The organism is Streptomyces sp. CB02366 (genome assembly GCF_001905905.1).
GTDB lineage: Bacteria > Actinomycetota > Actinomycetes > Streptomycetales > Streptomycetaceae > Streptomyces.
In genome coordinates this window covers 173,349-197,024 of record NZ_LIVT01000009.1, presented here as the reverse complement: position 1 = coordinate 197,024, position 23,676 = coordinate 173,349, and the positions used below count along the sequence as shown (strand labels likewise).

Genomic DNA, 23,676 nt, shown 5'->3' with positions numbered 1-23,676 from the left:
CTCACGGGCTACCTCCACGCCTCACCCGGACGGTGACCGACGCGCGATGCCGTGCGGTGATCATAACCGCGCGGGACGGCCGGGGCGAGGGGGTGAACGGCCGCCCCACCCGGCGGGATTGGACCCCTCCCTCCGGGGCACCTGTAGTTCCGGTCGAACGGGTGTATCAATGCGCCCGGTCGTTTCGAGACGAGGAGAGCGTCGATGTCGGAGACCAGGGGCAGAGGCCGGGACGAGACCCAGGAGGAGCGGGCGGACCGGCAGTGGTCCGAACTCCTCCAGGAGCTGCGCGTCGCGCAGACCGGGGTGCAGATCCTCTTCGGCTTCCTGCTCGCGGTGGTCTTCCAGTCCCGGTTCGAGGACCTGGGCCCCGTCGACCGGGACATCTACGTGGTGACGGTGATGCTGGGCTCGGCCACCGCCGCCGCGCTCATCGGCCCCGTCTCGTACCACCGGCTCCTCACCGGCCGCCGGATGAAGCCGCAGACCGTGATCTGGGCCTCCCGGATGACCGTCCTCGGCCTGGGACTGCTCTTCTGCACGATGTGCTCGACGCTGCTGCTGATCCTGCGCGTCGCCCTGCACAACCAGCTGGCCCTCTGGCTGGTCGGCGCGATGGCCCTGTGGTTCCTGGCCTGCTGGTTCCTCTTCCCGCTCTGGGCCATCGCCAAGGGGCGGTCCGGCCCGCGCGAGAACGCCGCGGACGACGGCGCCGCCCCGTCCGCCCGCGGGCGTGGGGACGCCTGAACGGCCGTCCGCCGCTCAGGCCGGGCTGAGCACCTCGGTGACGGCGAACAGCGCGCCGTCCGGATCCCGCAGGGTGACCTCGGGGCCCGCGAAGCCGGCGCGGTCCTCGACGACGGCGCCCCCGTGCCGCTCGGCCGCGGCGACCGTCGCCGCCAGGTCCGCCACCGGGAACTGGACCTGCCAGTGCGGGCGCACCAGGGGATCGACCGCGGCCTCCACGGCCCCCGAGCTGATCCGGGCCAGCGGATGCCCCTGGCACCGCACGATGACCTCGTCGACCTCGTACGCCACGTCGCAGGCTCCCGGCCGCCCGCTCGCCCAGTCGAGGACCTCGCCGTAGAAGATCGCCGCGTCGAAGGCGTCACGGGTGCGCAGTCGCAGCCAGGCGTGCGCGTGGCCGTCCGGGGCCGGCGCCGACGCGGAGGGCGCGGTGCGCTGCCAGAGGCCGAAGGACGCCCCGTCGCGGTCCGACGCCAGCACCCCGCGCCCCTTGCCGAGCGTGAGCGGCCCCACCGCCACGGTCCCGCTGCGCTCGCGCACCCGGGAGGCGGCCACGTTGGCGTCCTCCACCGCGAAGTACGGCGTCCAGGCCACCGCGACCTGGTAGGCCGAGGAGACGGCGAAGACCCCGGCGACCGGGACCTCGTCGCGGAGGGCGACCGAGAACTCCTCCCCGAGCCGTCCCGGACGGAACGACCAGCCCAGCACCTGCCCGTAGAACAGCTGGGCGCTCTCCAGGTCCCGGGTCATCAGGGTGACCCAGCACGGTGCGGCCGGCCCGGTCAGCGGTGCCGCCGAGGAGGCCGTACGGGGGTCGCTTCCGGTCATGGTCCACTGCCTTCTTCGAGCAGCGGCGTCCTGCGCGACCGCTGCGGTCCAGCAACCAGCGTCGACCGGCGGGCCCGGTCCCGCAAACGCGGAACCCGCGCGCGGGCCGGAGCGCGGAGGGGAGAGACCCGCCGAGGCCGCCGGCCCTCATGGCTGTGGCCGCCCCGGACGGGGCGGCCACAGCCATGAGGGCCGGAACCATGAGGGGGCGCCCCGACCGGCCGAGCCGGCTCGGCCGGACCCGTCAGCCGCGCGGCTGCTCCTCGTCGGGCGGCAGCGGACCGTTGCCGTGGTCCTTCAGCTCGTACGGGGACAGCGCGTGGCCGTCCGCGGGGAACTGGTCGGAGGAGTGCGGGTCGCGCTGCTCGATGTGCGTGCGCTGCTCCGGCTTCTCCGGCTGCTCGTGGGGCTGGGGCGGCGGCGGTTCCGCGTCGTGCTTGCGCTTGGTGAGGATGAAACCGCCGATCAGCAGGGCGACGACGGCCAGCCCCACGAGGGGCAGCGCGAGCCCGAGAGCTCCTGTGCCGTCCGCGAGCGTGGCCGCCACGGGAAGCTCGGCCGCATTGACTCCATTCAGAACATCCATGTCTTGCGCATACCCCGGGAGAAGGGCATCAGTCAGCTATTCACAGCAATTCATGTTTTATGGGTATCTCAGGGGAAACGAGTTTCAGGGCCGGGGCCCGGAACAGCCCTCCTGCCCGCTCCCCTGAAGCTCCAGACCTCTTTCGGGCACTTCCCGTGTCGCAGCCGGCCGGACGCGGGATCGGCCCGGCGCGGTCCCGAAGGCCGGCAACCCAGCGGAAGGAACCACGGTGAACAGCACCCCCGAGCAGAGCGGCGAGAACCACCCGGCGGACCGGGAGGTGGTGGTATCGCTGAGCCGCTGCGAGGCGCAGGACGCGCGGACCGTGTTCGACGTGCTCACCGCGGCGTTCGCCTCCGACCACCCGATGGGCGAGACCCCCGAGCCGTCCTCGGGCCCCCGCCCGGACGTCTGGGTCACCACCGTCGACGTGTCCGAGCCCAGGTCCGACGCCGTCCCCGCCCGCCTCACCGCACCGGTCACGGTGGAGGCCCAGGGCGGCTACCGGGCCGTCGACCGGCTGCGTACCCACCTGGACGGCGCCTTCGCGGTGAGCGTCGTCGGCACGGCCGCCGGCGACCAGGAACAGGAGGTCCGGCTGCGGCTGGAGAACCGCTGACGGCTCGCACGAGGACACGACCGGTACCACGGCCGCGGGGCGGGCCCGCCCCGCGGCGAAGCGAAAGGCGCGCGTATGGACTCCCTCGCTCTCGGAGCGGACCTCGAACCCGAACCGGTCGTCGACGCACACTCCACCGTGACGTTGCGCGTCAACGGCGAGGAGACGACGCTGACCGTCGACCACCGCAGCACGCTCCTGGACACCCTGCGTGAGGACTTCGGCCTGACCGGCGCCAAGAAGGGCTGCGACCACGGCCAGTGCGGGGCCTGCACGGTCCTCGTCGACGGGCGGCGGGTCAACAGCTGCCTCCAGCTCACCGTCGCCCGGAACGGCTCCGCCGTCACCACCGTGGAAGGGCTCGCCGACGGCGAGGAGCTGCACCCCCTGCAGCGCGCCTTCGTCGAGCGGGACGCCCTCCAGTGCGGCTTCTGCACCCCGGGCCAGATCTGCTCGGCCGTGGGCATGCTCCGCGAGGCCGCCGACGGCGTGCCATCGCACGCCACCGCACCGGACACCGCCGCGAACGGGCCGGTCGCGCTGGACGCGGATGAGATCCGGGAACGGATGAGCGGCAACCTCTGCCGATGCGGGGCCTACCCCCGGATCGTCGAAGCCATCGAGGACGTGATCGCGTGAAACCGTTCGGCTATGTGCGCCCCGCCTCCACCGACGAGGCGGTCCGGCTCTGCGCCGCCGGTCCGGGCGCCCGCTTCCTGGGCGGCGGGACCAACCTGGTGGACCTGATGAAACTCGGCGTGGAGACGCCCCGGGTCCTCATCGACGTCGCCGCCCTGCCGCTGGACCGAGTGGCCCGGACGGCCGAGGGCGGCCTGCGCGTCGGCGCCACCGTCCGCAACAGCGACCTCGCCGCCCACCCCGAGGTGACCGAGCGTTATCCCGCCCTCTCCCAGGCGCTGCTCGCCGGGGCCTCCGGACAGCTCCGCAACTCCGCCACCACCGCCGGAAACCTGCTCCAGCGCACCCGCTGCCGCTATTTCCAGGACGTCTCCAAACCCTGCAACAAGCGGATCCCCGGCTCCGGCTGCCCCGCGTACGAAGGGACCAACCGGGACCTCGCGATCCTCGGGTACTCACCGGAGTGCGTGGCGACCCACCCGTCCGACATGGCCGTGGCCCTCGCCGCCCTGGACGCGACCGTGGTCCTCGTCGGGCCCGAGGGCGAACGGACCTTCCCCGTCGCCGAGTTCCACCGCCTGCCGGGGGAGAACCCGGACCAGGACACCGTGATCCGGCCCGGCGAACTGATCACCGAGGTGGTGCTCCCGCCCCCCGTGCCCGGAGCCCCGTCCCGCTACCGCAAGGCCCGCGACCGGGCCAGTTACGCCTTCGCGCTCGTCTCCGTCGCCGCCACCCTCCGGGTGGGGGCAGGACGCGTGGAGCACGCCACGCTGGCGTTCGGCGGCGTCGCCCCCCGGCCGTGGCGGGCCCGCAGGGCCGAGGCCGAGCTGCGCGGCGCCCCCGCCACCCCCGAAGCCTTCCGGCACGCCGTGATCGCGGAACTGGCCGAGGCGCGACCGCTGAGCGACAACGCCTTCAAGGTGGACCTGGCCCTCCGCCTCGCCCTCGACGTACTGGGCGAACTCACCGAGCGGCAGTCCGCGCCCACCGGCTGAACGCCCCGACCGGCCGGACGCCCCCGCCGGTCGAACGCGCCCGCCGGCTGAACGCGCCGGCCCCCGACCACCCCGAGGATCCCCCGCCATGACCACGCAAGCCCCGCAGTTCCCCGGTGCGCCCGTCGTCCGCAGAGAGGCCCGGGACAAGGTCACCGGCGCCGCCCGCTACGCGCTCGACCGCACGCCCGCCGGATGCCTGTACGGCTGGACCGTCCCGGCCACCGTCGCGGCCGGACGCGTCACCGCCGTTCGGGCCGTGGACGCCCTCGCCGTACCGGGCGTCCACTCCGTCCTCACCCACGACAACGCGCCCGCACTCCAGGAGCCCGACGACCCGATCCTCGCCGTGCTCCAGAACGACCGGGTCCCGCACCACGGGTGGCCGGTCGCCCTCGTGCTCGCCGACAGCCTCGAAGCGGCCCGGACCGGGGCCGGGGCCCTGCACATCGAGTACGAGCGCGACCCGCACGACGTCGTCCTCACCGAGGACCACCCCGGCCTCTACACACCCGACGAGGCCAACGGCGGCGAACCCGCCCTGCGGGTGCGCGGCGACGTGGAACGGGCCCTGGCGGCCTCGCGCGTCCAGGTGGACGCCACGTACCGGATGAGCCCGTTGCACAACCACCCGATGGAGCCGCACGCCGCCACCGCCGTGTGGGAGGACGGCCGCCTCACCGTCCACGACTCCAGCCAGGGAGCCACCAAGGTCCGCGAGAGCCTGGCGCAGGCGTTCGGCCTCGACCCGGACCGGATCACCGTGGTCTCCGAGCACGTCGGCGGCGGCTTCGGCTCCAAGGGCACCACCCGCCCCCAGGGGGTCCTGGCCGCGATGGCCGCCCGGCACACCGGCCGCCCCGTCAAGCTCGGCTTCCCCCGCCCCCAGCTCGCGGAGGTCGTCGGGTACCGGGCCCCCACCATCCAGCGGGTCCGGCTCGGCGCCGACCCGGACGGGACGCTCACCGCCGTCAGCCACGAGGTCGTCACCCAGACCTCCACCGTCAAGGAGTTCGTCGAACAGGCCGCCGTGCCCGCCCGCGTCATGTACGCCTCCCCGAACAGCCGCACCGGACACCGGGTGGTCGCCCTCGACGTCCCCAGCCCTTCCTGGATGCGCGCTCCGGGGGAGGCGTCGGGAATGTACGCCCTCGAATCCGCCATGGACGAACTCGCCTCCGCGCTCGGCCTGGACCCCGTGGAGCTGCGGCTGCGCAACGACCCGGAGACCGAGCCGGACAGCGGCCGCCCTTTCAGCAGCCGGGGGCTGGCCGCCTGTCTGCGCGAGGGCGCGTCACGGTTCGGCTGGCACGACCGCGACCCGCGCCCCGCCGCCCGCCGGGAAGGCCGCTGGCTCCTCGGCACGGGCGTGGCCTCCGCGACCTACCCCGTCCTCGTCTCCCCGTCCTCCGCGAGCGCCCACGCCGCGCCGGACGGCTCCCTGCGCGTCCGGGTCAACGCCACCGACATCGGCACCGGGGCGCGCACCGTGCTGGCCCAGATCGCCGCCGACGCGCTCGGCGTCGCCCCCGGCGCCGTCCGCGTCGACATCGGCTCCACCGACCTGCCCGCCGCACCCCTGGCCGGCGGCTCCTCCGGCACCGCCTCCTGGGGCTGGGCCGTCCACAAGGCCGCCGCCGACCTCGCCGCCCGCCTCGCGGAGCACACCGGCCCCCTGCCGCCCGAGGGGATCACCGTCACCGCCGACACCGAGGAGGAGGCCGGAGAGGAGTCCCCGTACGCCCGGCACGCCTTCGGCGCCCACTTCGCCGAGACGGCCGTCGACGCCGTCACCGGCGAGGTACGCGTACGCCGCCTCCTCGGCGTGTACGCCGCCGGACGCATCCTCAACGCCCGCACCGCACGCTCGCAGTTCACCGGCGGCATGGTCATGGGCATCGGCATGGCCCTCACCGAGGGCTGCGGCATCGACCCGGTCTTCGGGGACTTCACCGCCAAGGACCTCGCCGCCTACCACGTGCCCGTCTGCGCCGACACGGCCGACATCCAGGCGCACTGGATCGAGGAGGACGACCGCCACCTCAACCCGATGGGCAGCAAGGGCATCGGGGAGATCGGGATCGTCGGCACCGCCGCCGCCATCGGGAACGCGGTCCGCCACGCCACCGGCGCCCGGCTGCGGGAGCTGCCCCTCACCCCCGACACCCTACTGCCCTACCTGCTGTGACCGGAGGACCCCTCCCACCAGGCCGGACGGCCCCGCTGTTGCGCGTTCGGCGTACCGGCCCCACCCTGAGGAGTGACCCAGAAGTGACCAGTGCTCACGCTGCGCGTTCGGGGGTCGTTCGTACGACGGGGTGACGTACGACGGGGAGCACGTGGGCCTCGTGGTGAGGAGCCTCGACGATGACCGTTCCACCCGACCGGCTCTACTCGGTCGAACTGCAGGTGTCGGCAGAGCGTGTTTCCCAGGTGCGGCGGATCGTCGCCGCCCACCTGCGCCACTGGAGTCTCGACCTGCACGTCCGGCCGGTCTGCCGGGCCCTGGACGAACTCCTGACCAACGTCCACCGGCACGTCGGCGACGGCGACACCTGCGTCGTCGAACTCCGCTGGACCGGACGGCGCGTGACCGTGTCCGTGGCGGACGGCAGCGCCCGGATGCCCCGGCTGCTGCCGGCCGGCGGCGGGCTGAGCCGGGTGATGGCCCTGAGCGACAGCTGGGGCACCTGCCGGACGGCGGGCGGCAAGGTGGTCTGGTTCACCCGCTACGCCCAGGCGCCCCGGACGGCGGGACTCCTCCCGTACGCCCCGCTCCCCGGCGTCCGCACCGCCCGCCGCCTCCCCCTCGCGGCGCTCGGATAACCGGCCCGGCGGGCGGCCCGCGCACCGGCCGACGCGGAACGTGCGCCCGGGGCGCCCCGCCGGACAGGCGGGGCGCCCCTCCGCACGCATGATCCGCGTCGGCCGGGTACGCGCGGGGGAGGAACGGGCCGCGTTGCGCGCAGCCGCGCGGGGCGGCACGGTCGGAGTACCCACGCAAGGAGGCCACTGCCATGCCCATCGCGACGGTCAACCCCGCGAACGGCGAACTGATCAGGTCTTTCGACGCCCTCGGGGACGAGGAGACCGAACGCAGGATCGCCGCCGCCGCGGAGACCTTCCGCCAGTACCGCACCACCCCCTTCGAGCAGCGCGCGGCGTGGCTGAACCGGGCCGCCGACCTCCTCGACGAGGACCGCGACACCATCGCCCGCACGATGACCCTGGAGATGGGCAAGCCCGTCGCCGCGGCCCGCGCCGAGGCGGCCAAGTGCGCCAAGGCGATGCGGTGGTACGCCGCCCGGGCCGAGGGGCTGCTCGCCGACGAGCACCCGGACCCGGACGACGTGCACGACTCGGGCGCCTCCCGCGCCCTGGTCCGCTACCGGCCGCTCGGCGTCGTCCTCGCCGTGATGCCGTGGAACTTCCCGCTCTGGCAGGTGGTGCGCTTCGCCGCCCCCGCCCTGATGGCGGGCAACGTCGGACTGCTCAAGCACGCGTCGAACGTGCCGCAGACCGCGCTGTACCTGGAGGACCTCTTCCACCGGGCGGGCTTCCCCGCCGGCTGCTTCCGTACGCTGCTGATCGGCTCGGGCGCCGTCGAGGCCCTCCTGCGCGACCCCCGCGTCGCCGCCGCCACGCTCACCGGCAGCGAGCCCGCGGGCCGCTCCGTCGCCGCCACCGCGGGCGACGAGGTGAAGAAGACCGTGCTGGAACTCGGCGGCAGCGACCCGTACGTCGTGCTGCCCTCGGCCGACGTGGCGAAGGCCGCCGCCACCGCCGTCACCGCACGCGTCCAGAACAACGGGCAGTCCTGCATCGCCGCCAAGCGCTTCATCGTCCACGCCGACGTGTACGACGCGTTCGCCGAACGGTTCACCGAGGGGATGCGGGCCCTGACCGTCGGCGACCCGCTGGAGGAGGGCACCGACGTCGGGCCGCTCTCCACCGAACAGGGCCGCACCGACCTGGAGGAGCTCGTCGAGGACGCCGTCGAACGGGGCGCGCGGGTGCTGTGCGGCGGGCGCCGGCCCGACAAGCTCGGCGGCGGTCTGGAGAACGGCTGGTTCTACGAGCCCACCGTGCTCGCCGGCATCACCACCGCCATGCGCGTCCACCGCGAGGAGACCTTCGGCCCGGTCGCCACCCTCTACCGGGTCGCCGACCTCGACGAGGCGATCCACCTCGCCAACGACACCCCCTTCGGCCTCAGCTCCAACGTCTGGACCCGCGACGCGGGCGAACAGGAGCGCTGCGCCCGCGACCTGGAGGCCGGCGGGGTCTTCTTCAACGGCATGACCGCCTCCCACCCCGCCCTGCCCTTCGGCGGGATCAAGCGTTCCGGGTACGGCCGGGAGCTGGCAGGGCACGGCATCCGCGAGTTCTGCAACGTCACCACGCTCTGGTACGGGCCCGAGGCGTCCTGACGCCCGTCCCGCCGCCCGTGCCCGTCAGCCGACGAGGAGACCAGCTCCGTGAGCGACACCCCGACGCCCCCCGCCCCCTTCGCGCCCGCCCCTCTCGCCGACGACGAACTCGCCGCGCTCGACGCGCACTGGCGCGCGGCCAACTACCTCGCCGTCGGCCAGATCTACCTGATGGACAACCCCCTGCTGACCCGGCCGCTCGTCCCCGGCGACATCAAGCCGCGGCTGCTCGGCCACTGGGGCACCTCACCGGGGCTCAACCTCGTCCACACCCACCTCAACCGGGTGATCAAAGCCCGTGACCTGAGCGCCCTGTGCGTATGGGGACCGGGCCACGGAGGACCGGCCGTCCTCGCCAACTCCTGGCTGGAGGGCAGCTACACCGACACCTACCCGGACGTCGGCCGGGACGCCGAGGGCATGAAACGGCTGTTCAAGCAGTTCTCCTTCCCCGGCGGCGTGCCCAGCCACGTCGCCCCCGAGACCCCCGGCTCCATCCACGAGGGCGGCGAACTCGGCTACGCCCTCGCCCACGCCTACGGGGCCGCCTTCGACCACCCCGAGCTGGTGGTGGCCTGCGTGGTCGGCGACGGCGAGGCGGAGACCGGGCCGCTCGCCGCCTCCTGGCACGCGAACAAGTTCCTCGACCCCGTCCACGACGGCGCCGTCCTGCCCATCCTCCACCTCAACGGCTACAAGATCGCCAACCCGACGGTCCTGGCCCGCATCCCCGAGGACGAGCTGGACCGACTGCTGCGCGGCTACGGGCACGACCCGCTGTTCGTCACCGGAGACGACCCGGCCGCCGTCCACCGCGCCCTGGCCGCCGCCATGGACACCGCCCTGGACCGCATCGGGGCGTACCAGCGGGCGGCCCGTGAGGACGGCGCCGTCGAACGGCCCCGCTGGCCCATGATCGTCCTGCGCACCCCCAAGGGCTGGTCCGGGCCGAAGGAGGTCGACGGGCTCCCGGTCGAGAACACCTGGCGCTCCCACCAGGTCCCGCTCTCCGGCGTCCGCGACGACCCGGACCACCTGCGGCAGCTGGAAGCCTGGCTGCGCTCCTACCGGCCCGAAGAGCTGTTCGGCGCCGACGGGCGCCCCACGGAGCGGGTCCTCGCCTGCGTACCGGAGGGGGAGGCCCGCCTCGGCTCCACCCCGTACGCCAACGGCGGGCTGCTCCTGCGCGACCTTCCGCTGCCCGACCTCGCGGACCACGCCGTCCGCGTCGACGCCCCCGGCGCCGCCCTCCACGAGCCGACCAAGGTGCTCGGCGGCCTCCTGGAGAGCGTCATGGCCGCCACCGAGGGGCGCAGGGACTTCCGGGTGGTGGGCCCCGACGAGACCGCGTCCAACCGGCTCGACGCCCTGTACCGGGCCACCGGCAAGGCATGGCAGGCCGGCACGCTGCCGACCGACGAACACCTCGCCCACGACGGCCGGGTGATGGAGGTGCTCTCCGAACACCTCTGCCAGGGCTGGCTGGAGGGCTACCTCCTCACGGGGCGGCACGGACTCTTCTCCAGTTACGAGGCGTTCGCCCACATCGTCGACTCGATGGTCAACCAGCACATCAAATGGCTGCGCACCTCGCGCCGACTGCCCTGGCGGCGGCCCGTCGCCTCGCTCAACTACCTGCTGACCTCGCACGTCTGGCGCCAGGACCACAACGGTTTCTCGCACCAGGACCCCGGCTTCGTCGACCACATCCTCAACAAGAGCCCCGAGGTCGTCCGCGTCTACCTCCCGCCGGACGCCAACACCCTGCTCTCGGCGGCCGACCACGCGCTGCGCAGCCGGGACTACGTCAACGTGATCGTCGCAGGGAAGCAGCCCACCTTCGACTGGCTCACCCTGGACGAGGCCCGCGCCCATTGCGCACGCGGCGCCGGCGCCTGGGCGTGGGCCGGCACCGAGGACGGAAGCCGGGAGCCGGACGTGGTCCTCGCCTGCGCCGGGGACGTCCCCACCCAGGAGATCCTGGCCGCCGCCGACCTGCTGCGCCGCCGGCTGCCGGAGCTGGCCGTCCGCGTGGTCAACGTCGTCGACATCGCCCGCATGATGCCCGACACGGAGCACCCGCACGGCATGCCGGACTCCGAGTACGACGCCCTGTTCACCCGCGACCGGCCGGTCGTCTTCGCCTACCACGGCTACCCGTGGCTGATCCACCGGCTCGCCTACCGCCGCGCCGGCCACGCCCACCTCCATGTACGCGGCTACCGGGAGGAAGGCGCCACGACCACCCCGTTCGACATGGTCGTCCGCAACGACCTCGACCGCTACCGGCTGGTCATGGACGTCATCGACCGGGTGCCCGGCCTCGGCGTCCGCGCCGTCGCCCTGCGCCAGGAGATGGCGGACACCCGCACCCGCCACCACGCGTGGATCCGCGAGCACGGCACGGACCTGCCCGAGGTCGCGGAGTGGAAGTGGGGCGGCTGACGCCGGTGTTCGCCGGGCCCCCCACGGGCCGCGGGGGGCGATGCGCGATCATGGAGGGCGACCCTGCCCGGCCGGAGAGAGGCTGCCGTGAAACTGCGCTGCGCCGTCATCGAGGACTTCCAGTCCGTGGCCGCCACCGTCGTCGACTGGTCGCCCGTGACCGACGACGTCGAGGTCGTCACCTTCGCCGAGCACCTCGCCACGACGGACGAGGCGGCCGCCGCCCTCGCCGGCTTCGACATCGTGGTGACCCTCCGCGAACGAGTGCCGTTCCCGGCCGAACTGTTCGCCCGGCTGCCCCGGCTGCGGCTGCTCGTCGCCTCCGGCATGCGCAACTCCGTCATCGACTTCGACGCCGCGCGGCGGCACGGCGTCGTCGTCTGCGGCACCGCCAGCTCCTCCACCCCGCCCGTCGAACTCACCTGGGCGCTGCTGCTCGGCCTCGCCCGCGGCATCGTCCCCGAGGCCGAGGCCCTGCGCACGGGCGGGCCCTGGCAGTCCACGCTCGGGGCCGATCTGCACGGGCGCACGCTCGGCCTGCTGGGGCTCGGGAAGATCGGCGGCCGGGTGGCGCGGGTGGGCCTGGCCTTCGGCATGGAGGTGCTGGCCTGGAGCCGGAACCTGACGCGGGAGCGGGCCGACGAGGTGGGGGCGACACTCGCCTCCTCGCGGGACGAGCTGCTGGCCGCGAGCGACTTCGTCTCCGTCCACCTGGCGCTCGGCGAACGGACCCGGGGCCTGATCGGCGCGCCCGAACTCGCCCGGATGCGCCCGACCGCCTACCTGGTCAACACCTCCAGGGCGGCCATCGTCGACACGGACGCCCTCCTCGCCGCCCTGCGCGACGGAGTGATCGCCGGAGCCGCGACCGACGTGTTCGACACCGAGCCGCTCCCCGCCGACGACCCGGTGCGTACCGCGCCCGGCCTGCTGGCCACCCCGCACCTCGGCTACGTGTCGCGCGCCAACTACACGACGTACTACGGGCAGGCCGTGGAGGACATCAGGGCGTTCCTCGACGGGCAGCCGGTCCGCCGCCTGGGCTGACGCGGGGACCGGCAGGGCCTCGGCGCGCGGTCAGTAGCGCAGGGCCGCCGCGATCCGCCCGTGGGCCGCCAGCGAGTCGTCCTCGACGAAGACGACGTCGGCGCCGCCGTCCAGCGCCGTCTCGACCAGTTCGTCGACGATGTCCTCGCGGACCGCGTCCTGCGCCGTCCGCGCGGCCTCCTCGGACACCGGCTCCAGGTGCTCGTCGGTCACCCGCACGGTCGTCCGGAAGTGCTCCTCCACCGCGACCGTTCCCGCCCGGCCCTCCCGGACCGCGGCCCAGACCTCGTCGAGTCCCGCGGCGAAGGCGCGGGCGCTGCGAGCGTCGTCGAGCCGGGCCTCCACGTCGGCCGCCGCCCGTCGAGCGCCCTCGGCGAGGGCGGGCTCCAGCTCGGTGAGGACCTCGGCGGCCGAGATGTCGGGCGGCGCGCCCTTGGCCACCCGGCCCACGGCGGACGCGGAAGCCGTACCGACCTCGTCGAGCAGCGAGAGGGCGGGCGCCTGGCCCATCAGATACAGGGGACGCGGATCGTCGGCGAGGACCGTGCGCAGCTTCGCGTCCACGTCCCGGAAGAAGTTCCGGGTCTCCTCGTCGGTGAAGAGGCTCGGAGTGTCCCCGATCCGTTCCTCGCGCTGGGGGTCCGGCTGCTCCTGCGGCGCGGTCAGCGGAAAGCCCGCCCCCTCCTCGCGGTGGACGCCGTCGACCGTCCCGGTCCAGAGGGTGGCGTGGTCGGCGGCGACGGTCAGCGCCCGGAACGGCCGGGCCTGGGCCTTGGCCGCGACGAGGTTGCGGGTGAGGAAGGTGTCGCTGAGCACCACCCGTTCGGGTGCCGTGCGCGGCAACTGCCAGATCCAGTACGCGTCGGTGGTGACCAGGAGCACCAGGGAATCCAGCGCTCCACGCGGGTCCACCTCGGCCGCCGCCCGCTCCAGCCGGTCGCGGAGAGCGGCCGCGACCTCCGGGCTGACCTGCGGGTCCTCCTCGAGACGGGCTCCGGCCTCGGCCACCAGGTTCCGCAGGCGGACCGGGTCCTGGGCGTTGTCCGGGGCCGTGCGGTGCGTCGGCATGGTCAGGGACAGCACCGGGTAGGGGCGGGTCGCCCGCAGCTCCCGCAACAGGTCGGCGGTCAGGGCGTCCGTGTCCATCGTTCCCTCCCGGGACTCGAACCCGCTTCCGTGCGGAGCGGGTGGAGAGATTGCTCTGTCCCTCAATACATAGCTTTTAGTCCTAATATGGGCGAGTTGTCGCTCGGTGATGCGAGAGGAGGCACGGTGCCCGCGTTCCTGGTGAGAAAGGCGGCCGAAGCCGCGGTGGGCGCCGGGGGCGTCGAGGCGGTCCCCCGCGCCCGGCCCCGGCGGGGGGCCGTCCGATGAGCGCCGTCGACGCGGTCACCGACTCGCTCGCCGGGCTGCGCGACCGGTTCGCCGCCTTGCGGGAGGGGAAGCCGGCCGACTACATCCCCCAGCTCGCCCTCGCCGATCCGGACGCCTTCGGGCTGGCCCTGGTCAGCATGGACGGGCACCGCTACAGTGCGGGCGAGGCGGAGGCGCCCTTCACCATCCAGTCCGTGTCCAAACCGTTCGTCTACGCCCTGGCGCTCTCCGCTCTCGGCCTCGACGAGGTCGGCCGCTGGGTGGGCGCCGAGCCGAGCGGTGAGGCGTTCAACGCCATCAGCCTCGAACCCGGTACGGGGCGTCCCGCCAACGCCATGGTCAACGCCGGCGCGATCGTCACCACGGCCCTGGTCCCGGACACTCCCGGCGAACCCGCCTTCGACCGGATCCTGCGCTGCCTGGGCCGTTTCGCCGGACGCGAACTGGACGTGGACGAGGAGGTGTTCGCCTCCGAATCGGCGACCGGAGACCGCAACCGGGCGCTGGCCTACCTGATCCGCTCCACCGGTACCCTGCCCGTCGATCCGGTCCCGGCGGTCGACCGCTACTTCCGGCAGTGCGCCATCCGCGTCACCGCCCTCGACCTCGCCACGATGGCCGCGACCCTCGCCTACGGCGGGGTGAACCCCGTGACCCGTGAGCGGGTGGTCTCGGCCGAGGTCGCCGCGCGGGTCCTCGCCGTCATGGCGACCTGCGGCATGTACGACGGTTCCGGCGACTGGCTCCTGCGGGTGGGGCTGCCCGCCAAGAGCGGGGTCTCCGGCGGGCTCATCGCGGTGGGCCCGGCCCGCTTCGGGGTGGCGGCGTACAGCCCGCGGCTGGACGCCACCGGCGGTTCGGTGCGCGGCCACGCCGCACTGGAGGCGATGTCACGGCGGTACGGCCTCCACCTCATGCTCAACCCCGCGCTGCCGGGCTCCACCGTCACCCTCGTCACGACCGCCGACGACCTGCCCTCGGCCCCCTCCGGGGAGCGGGAGCGGGGCTTGCGCGAGCAGGTCGGCGTCGTGGTCGCCCAAGGGGCCATCGACTTCACGGCCGCCGAGCGCGTGCTGTACGCCCTGGACGAGTCGGGGCCGGACGGCGGCCCGGTCGTGCTCGACCTGCGCGACGTCACCTCCGTCGACTCCGTGGCGCTGGCGATGCTGCACACCGGGCTCGCCCGGCTCACCGCCGACGGGCGGTACGCGGCAGTCGTCGACCCGAAGGACCTGCTCGGTCCGATCGGCGCGGTGCGGGAGCGGACCGGCCAGGACCTGCCGCACCACGCCACCCGTGAGGACGCCGTGGAAGCCTGCGCGCGGACCCTGGCCGGGGAGGGCTGAACCCGTCACCCCCAGATGGCGCCGACCCACTCGGGGTGGTCCACGAACGGGTTCCGGTTGTGCTGGAAGCGCTCGAATATGACGTCGTTGCGGCGCTTCTCGAAGGTGTCCGGCGGGTCCTCCCGGCTCCACTGCTTCAGGACGGAGAGCCTGCCCATCTTCGGGGCGGACCCGTTGTTCACCCGGTCGTTGGGTTCGAGATCGGCGAAGGAGTCGTTCCCCTCGTACCGGACCGCCATGTAGAGGACCATGCGGGCGACGTCGCCCTTGACCTCGTCGCGCGGCTCGAAGGAGTCGCCGTCGGTGAAGTTGCCGGGCGCGTCGCCCAGTTCGCTCCCACCTTTGTCGAAGTCCTTGTTGCCGCGGGTGGAGTTGACCTGGACGTCGGTGGGCCGCAGGTGGTGCACGTCGGTGCCCGGGCCCGTGGCCGTGCCGAAGTCGCCGTGCGACTTGGCCCAGACGTGCTCCCGGTTCCACTGGCCCGGGTTGCCGCCGTTGTCGTTCTTGGACTGGGAGCGTCCGGTGTACAGCAGGATGACGTTGGAGGGGTTGGCGGGGTCCTCGTCGGTGGCCTTGAGGGCGTCCCACACCTGGCTGTAGGAGAGTTTGGTCTGGGCGCTGATGATCGTGTGCAGGGCGGTCTTGAGTTCGGCGCCGGACTTGCCGGCGGCGCCCTGGTAGTACGTGTCGTCGAGGGCTGCCGCGAGGGTGGCGGGGCGGTCGGGCGGGGTGTCCGCGGGGGCTGCGGCGGCGGTGCCCGACAGCACGGTGACGGCGGCTGCCGCGGCCATGAGTGGACGCGCGTAGAACGAGAGGCGACGGGACATGTGGGGTGTCCTCTCCGAAACGCGGACACCGCGGCGAAGCCCCTCGGGCGCGGAGGCGGACGCGCGGCGGCCGTTGCGGTAGGTGGTCAGCCGGAGCCTTCCACAGGCGCGGTGCCGCACGTGTGAACACGGTGTACCTATCATGTGCAGGTCAAGTCTGGAGGGGGAGGGGCCCGGGAAAGCGGACCGTCCCGCGCCCCTCGGAGCGGCTACGGGACGGTCGGGGCCCGGGCGACGGCTACCCGGCGGCCCACTCGCGCAGCGCCCGGACGGAGCCGAAGTCGGCCACGTTCCTGTCGAGCGGGTCGTCGGTGTACTGGTGGACGCGCCAGTCCGCCTCGATCCGGGGCTTGCCCGCGGAGACGTAGTCGGCGATCCACAGCCCGTCGCCCGCGTAGCCGGTGGTGTCGTGGCGGAGCCAGAAGGCGCGGTTGCAGTACAGCAGGACCCGGTGGCCGGGGCGCTCCTTCTTCACCGCCTTGATGAAACGGTCCTTCTCCGCGTTGCTCGCTCGCGTCCCGCCGCCGGTCTGCTCCCAGTCGACCGCGAGCAGGTCGCCCGCCTTCTCCGGGGTCTTGTCCAGGAAGTACTCGACCTGCTCCGACACGTTCCCCGGCCAGAGGAAGTGGTAGAAGCCGACGACGCACTCGGCGTCCCGGGCCCGCTTGACCTGCGCGTCCAGGCGCGGATTGACGTAGGTACGGCCTTCGGTGGACTTGATGAGGACGAAATCGATCCCGTCCGTGTCGTAGGAGGGCTGGTAGGCGCTGACGTCGACACCGTGGATCATGGGCACCGCCTCGGCGAAGGTGGGGGCTGTGGCTTCCCGGTTCTGCCCACTTCCCGCGCCTCCCATGGGCCGGTTCACTCTCCCGGGTAACGGGCGCGCCCTCCTCGGATGCGGCCGGGCCCCGGGGGAGCGAGAATTGCCGCAAGGACGAGGAGGCGGCATGAGCGAAGAGCCCGAAACCGTATCCGAGGCCCTGGCCGGACCGGACGGCGTCACGCCCGACCGGCTCCTGCACACGGGCGCGAGCGACCGGCCCAGCCCGGAGGACCTGGTACTGGCCTCCGGGCGGGACCTGACACCGGAGAACCTGGAATGGGCCCGCCGCAAACTGGCCGACGAAGGCCGCTCGGCCATCGACAAGCGACTGCCCTGACGGCCCGCGGGCCCTCGGGCCTGTCGGCGAACCGCCGACTGCCGGGCGACGGCAAGGCGACGACAGGCCCTGAGCCGCCCGGCGGGCGGGTGCGCGGAACCGTACGCCGGGGTGACGGCGGCCGAGGGGCCGGGGAGCGTGTGGGGCGCCTCCGGCCGCCTCGGCTAGCCTGAGTGCCATATGAACCGTTTGACGACTCCGCAGGGCACGTTCGACCTCGCCCGCTTCCCCGAGCACCCGCGCGACCCCTTCCGGGCGTGGGACGCCGCCGACGAATACCTGCTCCGACAGCTCACCGACCCCGATACGGGCCCGGTCGACCTCTCGGGGACCGTCGCCGTCCTGGGGGACCGGTGGGGAGCGCTCGCCACCGCCCTGGCCGCACACCGGCCCGTGCAGATCGGCGACTCCTACCTGGGCCGGCGCGCCACCCTCGCCAACCTGGCCCGCAACGGCCTCGACCAGGACGCGGTACGCCTGCTGTCCTCGCGCGACACCCCGCCCGACCGGATCGACGTCCTCCTCGTCCGGGTGCCCAAGTCCCTGGCGTTCCTGGAGGACCAGCTCCACCGCATCGCCCCCGCCGTCCACGCGGACACCGTGGTCATCGGCACCGGCATGGTCAAGGAGATCCACACCTCCACGCTCAAGCTCTTCGAGCGGATCATCGGCCCCACCCGCACCTCCCTCGCGGTGCGCAAGGCGCGGCTCGTCTTCTCCACCCCCGACCCCCGGCTGCCGCGTACGCCGAGCCCGTACCCCTACCGCTACGAACTCCCCGCCGACGTGGGCCCCGCCTCCGGGCGGACCGTCGTCAACCACGCCGGGATCTTCTGCGCCGACCGCCTCGACCTCGGCACCCGCTTCTTCCTGAAGCACCTGCCCACCCGCGGCGGGGCCGCCCGGATCGTCGACCTCGGCTGCGGCAACGGCGTCCTCGGGCTCTCCGCCGCCATCGCCGCCCCCGACGCGCACATCACGTTCGTCGACGAGTCCTACGGGGCGGTCGCCTCCGCCGAGGAGACCTTCCGGGCCGGAGCGCCCGACGGCGCGAAGGCGGACTTCCTGGTCGGCGACGGGCTCGCCGACCTGGCGCCGGGCAGCGTGGACCTGGTACTGAACAACCCGCCCTTCCACTCGCACCTCGCCACCACCGACGCGACCGCCCGCACGATGTTCACCGGCGCGCGGACCGCGCTGCGCCAGGGCGGCGAGCTGTGGGTCGTGGGCAACCGGCACCTCTCCTACCACACCCATCTGCGCCGGATCTTCGGGAACTGCACCACGGTCGCGGGCGACCCGAAGTTCGTGGTCCTGCGCGCCGTCAAGCGCTGAGTCCGTCCGGCTCTCCCGCCGACGGGCGGGGCCGCGCGCGGGCGGCGCCGAAGCGGGACCCCGGACGGGCCCACCTCGCCGGGCACCCGGGCCCCGGGGCACGCCCCCCGGCCGCCGCCGACCCCGCCCTCCCGGTCGCCCGTATGTGCGCACTGCTCGTCCACCGCCGGCACGCCGTGAGCCGGTCGGCAGCCATACTGGACGTGCCGGGGAGGGCGCGGTGCCCGTGGCGGGGGCCACGGGGAACGACGGGGGCGGGAAGCGGGAGATGGCGGAGACCAGGCTGATCCAGAGCCGCTACCGGCTGATCGAGCTGATCGGGCGTGGCGGCATGGGCGAGGTGTGGCGCGCCCTCGACGAGTCGTTGGGCCGCCAGGTCGCCGTCAAATGCCTCAAACCCGTGGGCCCCCAGCACGACCGGGCGTTCACCCGGGTACTGCGGGAGCGCTTCCGGCGCGAGGCCCGGGTCGCCGCCTCCCTCCAGCACCGGGGCGTCACCGTCGTCCATGACTTCGGCGAGGACGAGGGCATGCCCTACCTCGTCATGGAACTGCTCGACGGGCGGAACCTGAGCCAGCTCCTGGAGGAGAACGAACAGCACCCGCTGCCCGTCGAGCACGTCGTCGACATCGCGGAACAGGTCGCGGACGCCCTCGGCTACACCCACCGGCGGGGCATCGTCCACCGCGACCTCAAGCCCGCCAACATCATGCGGCTGACCGACGGCACCGTGAAGATCTGCGACTTCGGCATAGCGCGCCCGGACCACGGCATCGGCATGAGCTCCCGGCTCACCACCACCGGTCTCGCCATGGGCACCCCCCACTACATGTCGCCCGAACAGATCAGCGGCAAGGAGGTCGACCACCGCAGCGACCTCTACTCGCTGGGCTGCGTCCTGTACGAGATCGCCACCGGGGCGCCGCCGTTCGACCAGGAGGACGCCTGGGCCGTACTCGTCGGCCACCGCGACACCCCGCCGGAACCCCCGCGCACCCACCGCGCCGAACTGCCCGGCTTCTTCGACCGCGTCGTCCTCGACCTGCTCGCCAAGGCCCCCGACGAACGGCCCGCGGACGCGGGCGACCTGCGCCGCCGCATCGTCCTCGGCCGGACCGGGGGGCAGCCCGCCCTCGGGCCCGGGCCCCTCGCCCGCCCCGGCGCCGGACTGCCGCCCGTCCCGCGCGAGAAGGCCCTGCCCGCCTGGACCCGCGCCATGACCGCCGGCCGCCCGGCGACCGGCTCGACGCCCCCGCCCGCCGAGCGTCCCGACCCGGCCGCCGGGCTGACGGGGCGGTGGACCGCGGCGGCTCCCGCCGCCCCGGACACCGGCTCCTTCGTCTCCGTCTCGGCCGGACCGCCCGCCGCCGACCTCCTCGCCACGCTGGAGGGCCGGCACAGCGCGGGCATCGACCTGGGCCGCCTGGGCCGTTGGGCGGAGGCCGCCCAGGTGCACCGCGAGGTCGCCGCCCAGCGCCTCCGCCTCCTCGGCCCCGACCACCCCGACACCCTCGCCGCCCGCTACGAAGTCGCGTACACCCTGGGCAGGCTCGGCCGCTGGGCGGAGGCGCTGGAGACCTACCAGGACGTCGCCCGCATCCGCGAGACCGTCCTCGGGGCCGACCACCCCGACACCTTCGCCGCCCGCTACGAGGCGGGCATCGGCCTCGGCCGGCTCGGCCGGGACGCGGAGGCCCTGGAGGTGTACCGGTCCCTGGTCGAGGACCGCACCCGCACCGCGGGCGAGGCCGCCCCCGAGACCCTGCGCGCCCGGCACGGCCTCGGAGTCAGCCTCGGGAGACTGGGGCGCTGGGAGGAGGCGCTGGCCGAGGCGCGCGAGGTCTGCGCCCTGCGGGAGCGCACCCTGGGCCCCGACCACCCGGACACGGTGGTCAGCCGCCGGGAGGTCGCCGCCGGGCTCGGCTGGCTCGGCCGGTGGAGCGAGGCCCTGGTGACGTACCGGCAGGTGGCGGAGGCGCGCACCCGCACCCTGGGCCCCGACCACCCCCGGACGCTCGCCGCCCGCCAGGACGAGGCGCACTGCCGGGAACGGCTCGGCCAGGCGTAGGGCCTGTCGCCGATCCGCCGCCCTCCGGAGGGGCGACGGCAGTCCGACGACCGGCCCGGGGCGGCCCGCCGTCCTGACGGAGGCGAGGGGCGGGGCCCGCCCGTCCGGTACGCACATGGGCGAGCGCCGTGGAGCCGCCGCCTCTGGTCCGGAGCGCGGGCGGCGTGTTACGAAGGCGCATGCGCGCATCCCAGAGCCCCGCACCCCGGACTTCCGCCCCCCGGACCCCCGCCGGCCGGCCCGTCGCCCGAGCGGGTTCCGCACCCGGCGCGCCCTCCCGGGACCGCTACGACGCCGTGATCGTCGGCGGCGGCCACAACGGCCTGGTCGCCGCCGCCTACCTCGCCCGGGCCGGACAGTCCGTCCTGGTCCTCGAACGGCTCGGCGCCCCCGGGGGCGCGGCGGTCTCGACCCGCCCCTTCGCCGGGGTCGACGCCCGGCTCTCCCGGTACTCGTACCTGGTCTCCCTGCTGCCCGACAAGATCGTCCGGGACCTCGGCCTCGACTTCGCCGTACGCAAGCGGACCGTCTCCTCCTACACCCCCGCCGTGCGCGGCGGGCGCCCCACCGGACTCCTCGTCGCGGGCGGGGGCGCCACGCGGGAGTCCTTCGCCGCGCTGACCGGCGGCGAGCGCGAGTACGAGGCGTGGCAGCGGTTCTACGCCATGACGCGGAAGGTCGCCGAGCGGGTCTTCCCGACGCTCACCGAGCCGCTGCCCCGCCGGGAGGCGCTACGCGGGCGGATCGACGACGCCGACGCCTGGCGGGCCCTGTTCGAGGAGCCACTCGGGGTGACCGTCGAGGAGAACTTCACCGACGACCTGGTGCGCGGGGTCGTCCTCACCGACGCCCTGATCGGCACCTTCGCCGACGCCCACGACACCTCGCTGCTCCAGAACCGGTGCTTCCTCTACCACGTCATCGGCGGCGGCACCGGCGACTGGGACGTCCCCGTGGGCGGCATGGGCGCGCTCACCGGGGCGCTGGCCGACGCCGCCCGCGCGGCGGGCGCCGAGATCCGCGTACACCACGAGGCGAGGGGGATCGAGACCGACGGGAAGACCGCCGAGATCACCGTCCGCACCCCGGACGGGGAACACGCCGTCGCCGCCCGCCGCGTGCTCGTCAACGCCTCGCCGCAGGCCCTCGCCGCCCTGCTCGGCGACGCCCCGCCCGCGCCCGCCGAAGGCGCCCAGCTCAAGGCGAACATGCTGCTGACCCGGCTGCCCCGGCTCCGCGACCGGTCCGTGGACCCCCGGCAGGCGTTCGCCGGGACCTTCCACATCGCGGAAGGGTACGGGCAGTTGGCCGAGGCGTACCGGGAGGCGGCGGCCGGGCGGCTGCCCGCCGCACCGCCCTCGGAGATCTACTGCCACTCACTGACCGACCCCTCGATCCTCGGCCCCGAACTCGCCGCACGCGGCTACCAGACCCTCACCCTCTTCGGCCTGCACGCCCCCGCCCGGCTGTTCGCCGCCGACAACGACGCCGCCCGCGCCGCCCTGCTGAAGGCGACCCTCGCCCAACTGGACGCGCACCTGGAGGAGCCGATCGCCGACTGCCTGGCCCTCGACGAGCGGGGGGAGCCCTGCATCGAGGCGAAGACCCCGCTCGACCTGGAGGGGGAGCTGGGACTGCCCGGCGGCCACATCTTCCACCGCGACCTCGCCTTCCCGTACGCGGAGGAGGGCGTCGGGCGCTGGGGCGTGGAGACCGCCCACGCCAACGTGCTGCTCTGCGGGGCGGGCGCGGTGCGGGGCGGCGGCGTCAGCGGGATCCCCGGCCACAACGCCGCCATGGCGGTCCTGGAAGAGTGAGGAGCGCCCTCTGAGGCCGGTCGTCGCACTGCCGCCTGTCGGGCGGCGACGGCAGTGCGACGACCGGCCCTAACGCAGGTGCCCGCGCTCGACGGCGGCGGCGATCGCCGTGTGGCCGGAGGGGCCCGGATGCAGCCCGTCGCCGCTGTCGAACGCGGGCAGCAGCCGGGAGGGCCGGTCCGGATCGCGCAGGGCGGCGTCGACGTCGGCGACGGCGTCGAAGACCCGCCCTGTGCGCACGACCTCGTTGACCCGGCGGCGCACCGCGTCCTGCTCCGGGGTCCAGCGCCTCCACCCCTCGAACGGCGCGATCGTGGCGCCCACCACCCGCAGCCCGGCGGACCGGGCGCGCAGGGCGAGTTGGCGGTACGCGGCCACCATCCGTTCCGCGTCGCGTTCGACCGGCAGGTGGTGGAGGTCGTTGACGCCCAGGTGCACCACCACCGTGCGCAGCCCCGGCAGCGACAGCACGTCCCGGTCGAAGCGGGCCTGCGCACCCGGTCCGAAGCGGTCGTTGTCGAGCAGCAGCCGGTTGCCGCTGATCCCGAGGTTGGCGACGGCGGAGCCGGGCAGCCGGCGGGCCAACTGGTCGGGCCAGCGCAGGTCCTCGTCGTCAGGTGTGCCGGTGCCCTCGGCGATGGAGTCGCCCAGCACGGCGACCACCGGACCGCGGGCCCCGGTGGTCTCGACCCCGGTGAGAAGGAGGACGGACCGGGTCCGGACGCCGTCGACCAGGTGCCACGCGTGGGTGTTGCGGTGGAAGGAGAGCGGGCCGGTGGGGCCCGGCAGCCGTGTCTCGACGGTCAGCAGCGACCCGTCCGGAACCCGCAGCCCCGCCACCGGGTCGCTGGTGAGCGACGCGCCTGCCGCGAGCCACTCCTGCGACCGTCCGCCGAAGGTGACCGGATGCCCGTCGGCGGTCACCGGGCCCACCAGCACCGGCGCGGTTCCGAAACCGTGCGCGTACCGCAGCCGGACCTGGCCCCCCGCCGAGAGCCGCAGCCGCGCGGTGCAGAGCCCGTCGGTGAGACCGGCGGATGCCAGGGGGTCGTCCGCCGTGGGCGCGGTCTGCGCGGTGGCCCACGAGGCGGTCCAGGAAGTGCCCGGGCGCGGGGCCGCCGACGCGTCCGGGGCCGAGGCGAAGACCGCCGCGGCTCCGGCCGCCGCCGCGTACAGCAGCCCTCGCCTCGCCGGTACGGGAACGTGCCCGCCGGTCACCGGGAGGACACCCGGGCGGAGGGGGCGGTGTGCCGAACACTGCTCATGGATGTGCCTCCTGGATTCGACCACGGGACCGGCGGACCGGTCCGCCCGGGCGCGGCCCGCGCCATTCAACGGCCTCCGGATGAACCGGTGGTGACGCCGGCGCGCACCGGACGCGTCGCCATTGTGGCGGGGGCCCCGGGC

20 protein-coding genes are annotated in these 23,676 nt (G+C 74.2%); 14 read left to right on the top strand and 6 right to left on the bottom strand.

Going from position 1 to position 23,676, the window contains the following annotated elements; translation table 11 throughout:
- Nucleotides 1-204 precede the first annotated feature (204 nt).
- A complete protein-coding gene (locus AMK24_RS24150; RefSeq protein ID WP_073770948.1) occupies nucleotides 205-747 on the top strand; it encodes a DUF6328 family protein in 543 nt (180 codons plus the stop codon).
- Between the two features lie 15 nt (nucleotides 748-762).
- Here the strand turns inward: AMK24_RS24150 and AMK24_RS24145 are convergent, their stop codons facing one another.
- Both AMK24_RS24145 and AMK24_RS24140 read right to left on the bottom strand, forming a co-directional pair.
- Nucleotides 763-1,575 carry a VOC family protein gene (locus AMK24_RS24145; protein WP_073770947.1) on the bottom strand — a complete coding sequence of 271 codons (813 nt, stop codon included), beginning with the start codon at nucleotides 1,573-1,575 and terminating at the stop codon, nucleotides 763-765.
- A 244-nt stretch (nucleotides 1,576-1,819) separates the two neighbouring features.
- The gene (locus AMK24_RS24140) at nucleotides 1,820-2,161 is read right to left on the bottom strand and encodes a DUF6479 family protein (protein ID WP_073770946.1); all 342 of its coding nucleotides are present in this window, start codon (nucleotides 2,159-2,161) and stop codon (nucleotides 1,820-1,822) included.
- 229 nt (nucleotides 2,162-2,390) lie between these two features.
- Here AMK24_RS24140 and AMK24_RS24135 point away from each other — a divergent pair, with 229 nt between their 5' ends.
- The 8 genes from AMK24_RS24135 to AMK24_RS24100 all read left to right on the top strand — a co-directional run bounded on the left by AMK24_RS24135 (nucleotide 2,391) and on the right by AMK24_RS24100 (nucleotide 12,339).
- Nucleotides 2,391-2,780 (top strand): hypothetical protein, encoded by a 390-nt coding sequence (locus AMK24_RS24135; RefSeq protein ID WP_073770945.1) that lies wholly within the window; start codon nucleotides 2,391-2,393, stop codon nucleotides 2,778-2,780.
- Nucleotides 2,781-2,855: 75 nt separating this feature from the next.
- Nucleotides 2,856-3,419: a 2Fe-2S iron-sulfur cluster-binding protein gene (locus AMK24_RS24130; RefSeq protein ID WP_073770944.1), complete on the top strand. Its 564-nt coding sequence runs from the start codon at nucleotides 2,856-2,858 to the stop codon at nucleotides 3,417-3,419.
- The gene (locus tag AMK24_RS24125; RefSeq protein ID WP_073770943.1) at nucleotides 3,416-4,417 is read left to right on the top strand and encodes an FAD binding domain-containing protein; all 1,002 of its coding nucleotides are present in this window, start codon (nucleotides 3,416-3,418) and stop codon (nucleotides 4,415-4,417) included. The genes AMK24_RS24130 and AMK24_RS24125 overlap by 4 nt, the downstream gene beginning before the upstream one ends.
- A gap of 88 nt (nucleotides 4,418-4,505) precedes the next feature.
- Entirely contained in the window at nucleotides 4,506-6,605 is a 2,100-nt protein-coding gene (locus AMK24_RS24120; RefSeq protein ID WP_073770942.1) for a xanthine dehydrogenase family protein molybdopterin-binding subunit, read from the top strand.
- Nucleotides 6,606-6,784: 179 nt separating this feature from the next.
- Complete coding sequence (locus AMK24_RS24115) at nucleotides 6,785-7,243, top strand: ATP-binding protein (RefSeq protein ID WP_073770941.1); 459 nt, start codon at nucleotides 6,785-6,787, stop codon at nucleotides 7,241-7,243.
- A gap of 191 nt (nucleotides 7,244-7,434) precedes the next feature.
- Nucleotides 7,435-8,847: an NADP-dependent succinic semialdehyde dehydrogenase gene (locus AMK24_RS24110; protein WP_073770940.1), complete on the top strand. Its 1,413-nt coding sequence runs from the start codon at nucleotides 7,435-7,437 to the stop codon at nucleotides 8,845-8,847.
- A 48-nt stretch (nucleotides 8,848-8,895) separates the two neighbouring features.
- On the top strand, nucleotides 8,896-11,292 hold the full coding sequence (locus tag AMK24_RS24105) for a phosphoketolase family protein (RefSeq protein WP_073770939.1): 2,397 nt from the start codon (nucleotides 8,896-8,898) through the stop codon (nucleotides 11,290-11,292).
- A gap of 87 nt (nucleotides 11,293-11,379) precedes the next feature.
- Nucleotides 11,380-12,339 carry a D-2-hydroxyacid dehydrogenase family protein gene (locus AMK24_RS24100; protein ID WP_073770938.1) on the top strand — a complete coding sequence of 320 codons (960 nt, stop codon included), beginning with the start codon at nucleotides 11,380-11,382 and terminating at the stop codon, nucleotides 12,337-12,339.
- Nucleotides 12,340-12,369: 30 nt separating this feature from the next.
- Here the strand turns inward: AMK24_RS24100 and AMK24_RS24095 are convergent, their stop codons facing one another.
- Nucleotides 12,370-13,485: a baeRF3 domain-containing protein gene (locus AMK24_RS24095; protein ID WP_073770937.1), complete on the bottom strand. Its 1,116-nt coding sequence runs from the start codon at nucleotides 13,483-13,485 to the stop codon at nucleotides 12,370-12,372.
- A gap of 224 nt (nucleotides 13,486-13,709) precedes the next feature.
- On the opposite strand from AMK24_RS24095, the gene glsA reads away from it, so the two are divergent.
- A complete protein-coding gene (glsA, locus tag AMK24_RS24090) occupies nucleotides 13,710-15,059 on the top strand; it encodes a glutaminase A (RefSeq protein ID WP_073770936.1) in 1,350 nt (449 codons plus the stop codon).
- A 5-nt stretch (nucleotides 15,060-15,064) separates the two neighbouring features.
- Here glsA and AMK24_RS24085 read toward each other — a convergent pair whose 3' ends face one another.
- Both AMK24_RS24085 and AMK24_RS24080 read right to left on the bottom strand, forming a co-directional pair.
- The gene (locus tag AMK24_RS24085; RefSeq protein WP_073770935.1) at nucleotides 15,065-15,886 is read right to left on the bottom strand and encodes an endonuclease I family protein; all 822 of its coding nucleotides are present in this window, start codon (nucleotides 15,884-15,886) and stop codon (nucleotides 15,065-15,067) included.
- Between the two features lie 238 nt (nucleotides 15,887-16,124).
- Entirely contained in the window at nucleotides 16,125-16,676 is a 552-nt protein-coding gene (locus AMK24_RS24080) for a GH25 family lysozyme (RefSeq protein ID WP_073771003.1), read from the bottom strand.
- Between the two features lie 160 nt (nucleotides 16,677-16,836).
- Here AMK24_RS24080 and AMK24_RS24075 point away from each other — a divergent pair, with 160 nt between their 5' ends.
- The 4 genes from AMK24_RS24075 (at nucleotide 16,837) to AMK24_RS24060 (ending at nucleotide 22,269) form a co-directional block, all read left to right on the top strand.
- Complete coding sequence (locus AMK24_RS24075) at nucleotides 16,837-17,049, top strand: hypothetical protein (protein WP_073770934.1); 213 nt, start codon at nucleotides 16,837-16,839, stop codon at nucleotides 17,047-17,049.
- Between the two features lie 180 nt (nucleotides 17,050-17,229).
- Entirely contained in the window at nucleotides 17,230-18,384 is a 1,155-nt protein-coding gene (locus tag AMK24_RS24070) for a methyltransferase (protein WP_073770933.1), read from the top strand.
- Between the two features lie 268 nt (nucleotides 18,385-18,652).
- Entirely contained in the window at nucleotides 18,653-20,452 is a 1,800-nt protein-coding gene (locus AMK24_RS24065) for a serine/threonine-protein kinase (protein WP_073771002.1), read from the top strand.
- 179 nt (nucleotides 20,453-20,631) lie between these two features.
- Nucleotides 20,632-22,269 carry a phytoene desaturase family protein gene (locus AMK24_RS24060; protein WP_242435235.1) on the top strand — a complete coding sequence of 546 codons (1,638 nt, stop codon included), beginning with the start codon at nucleotides 20,632-20,634 and terminating at the stop codon, nucleotides 22,267-22,269.
- A gap of 69 nt (nucleotides 22,270-22,338) precedes the next feature.
- On the opposite strand, the gene AMK24_RS24055 is transcribed toward AMK24_RS24060, so the two are convergent.
- On the bottom strand, nucleotides 22,339-23,487 hold the full coding sequence (locus AMK24_RS24055) for a GDSL-type esterase/lipase family protein (protein ID WP_073770932.1): 1,149 nt from the start codon (nucleotides 23,485-23,487) through the stop codon (nucleotides 22,339-22,341).
- Between the last annotated feature and the right edge of the window lie 189 nt (nucleotides 23,488-23,676).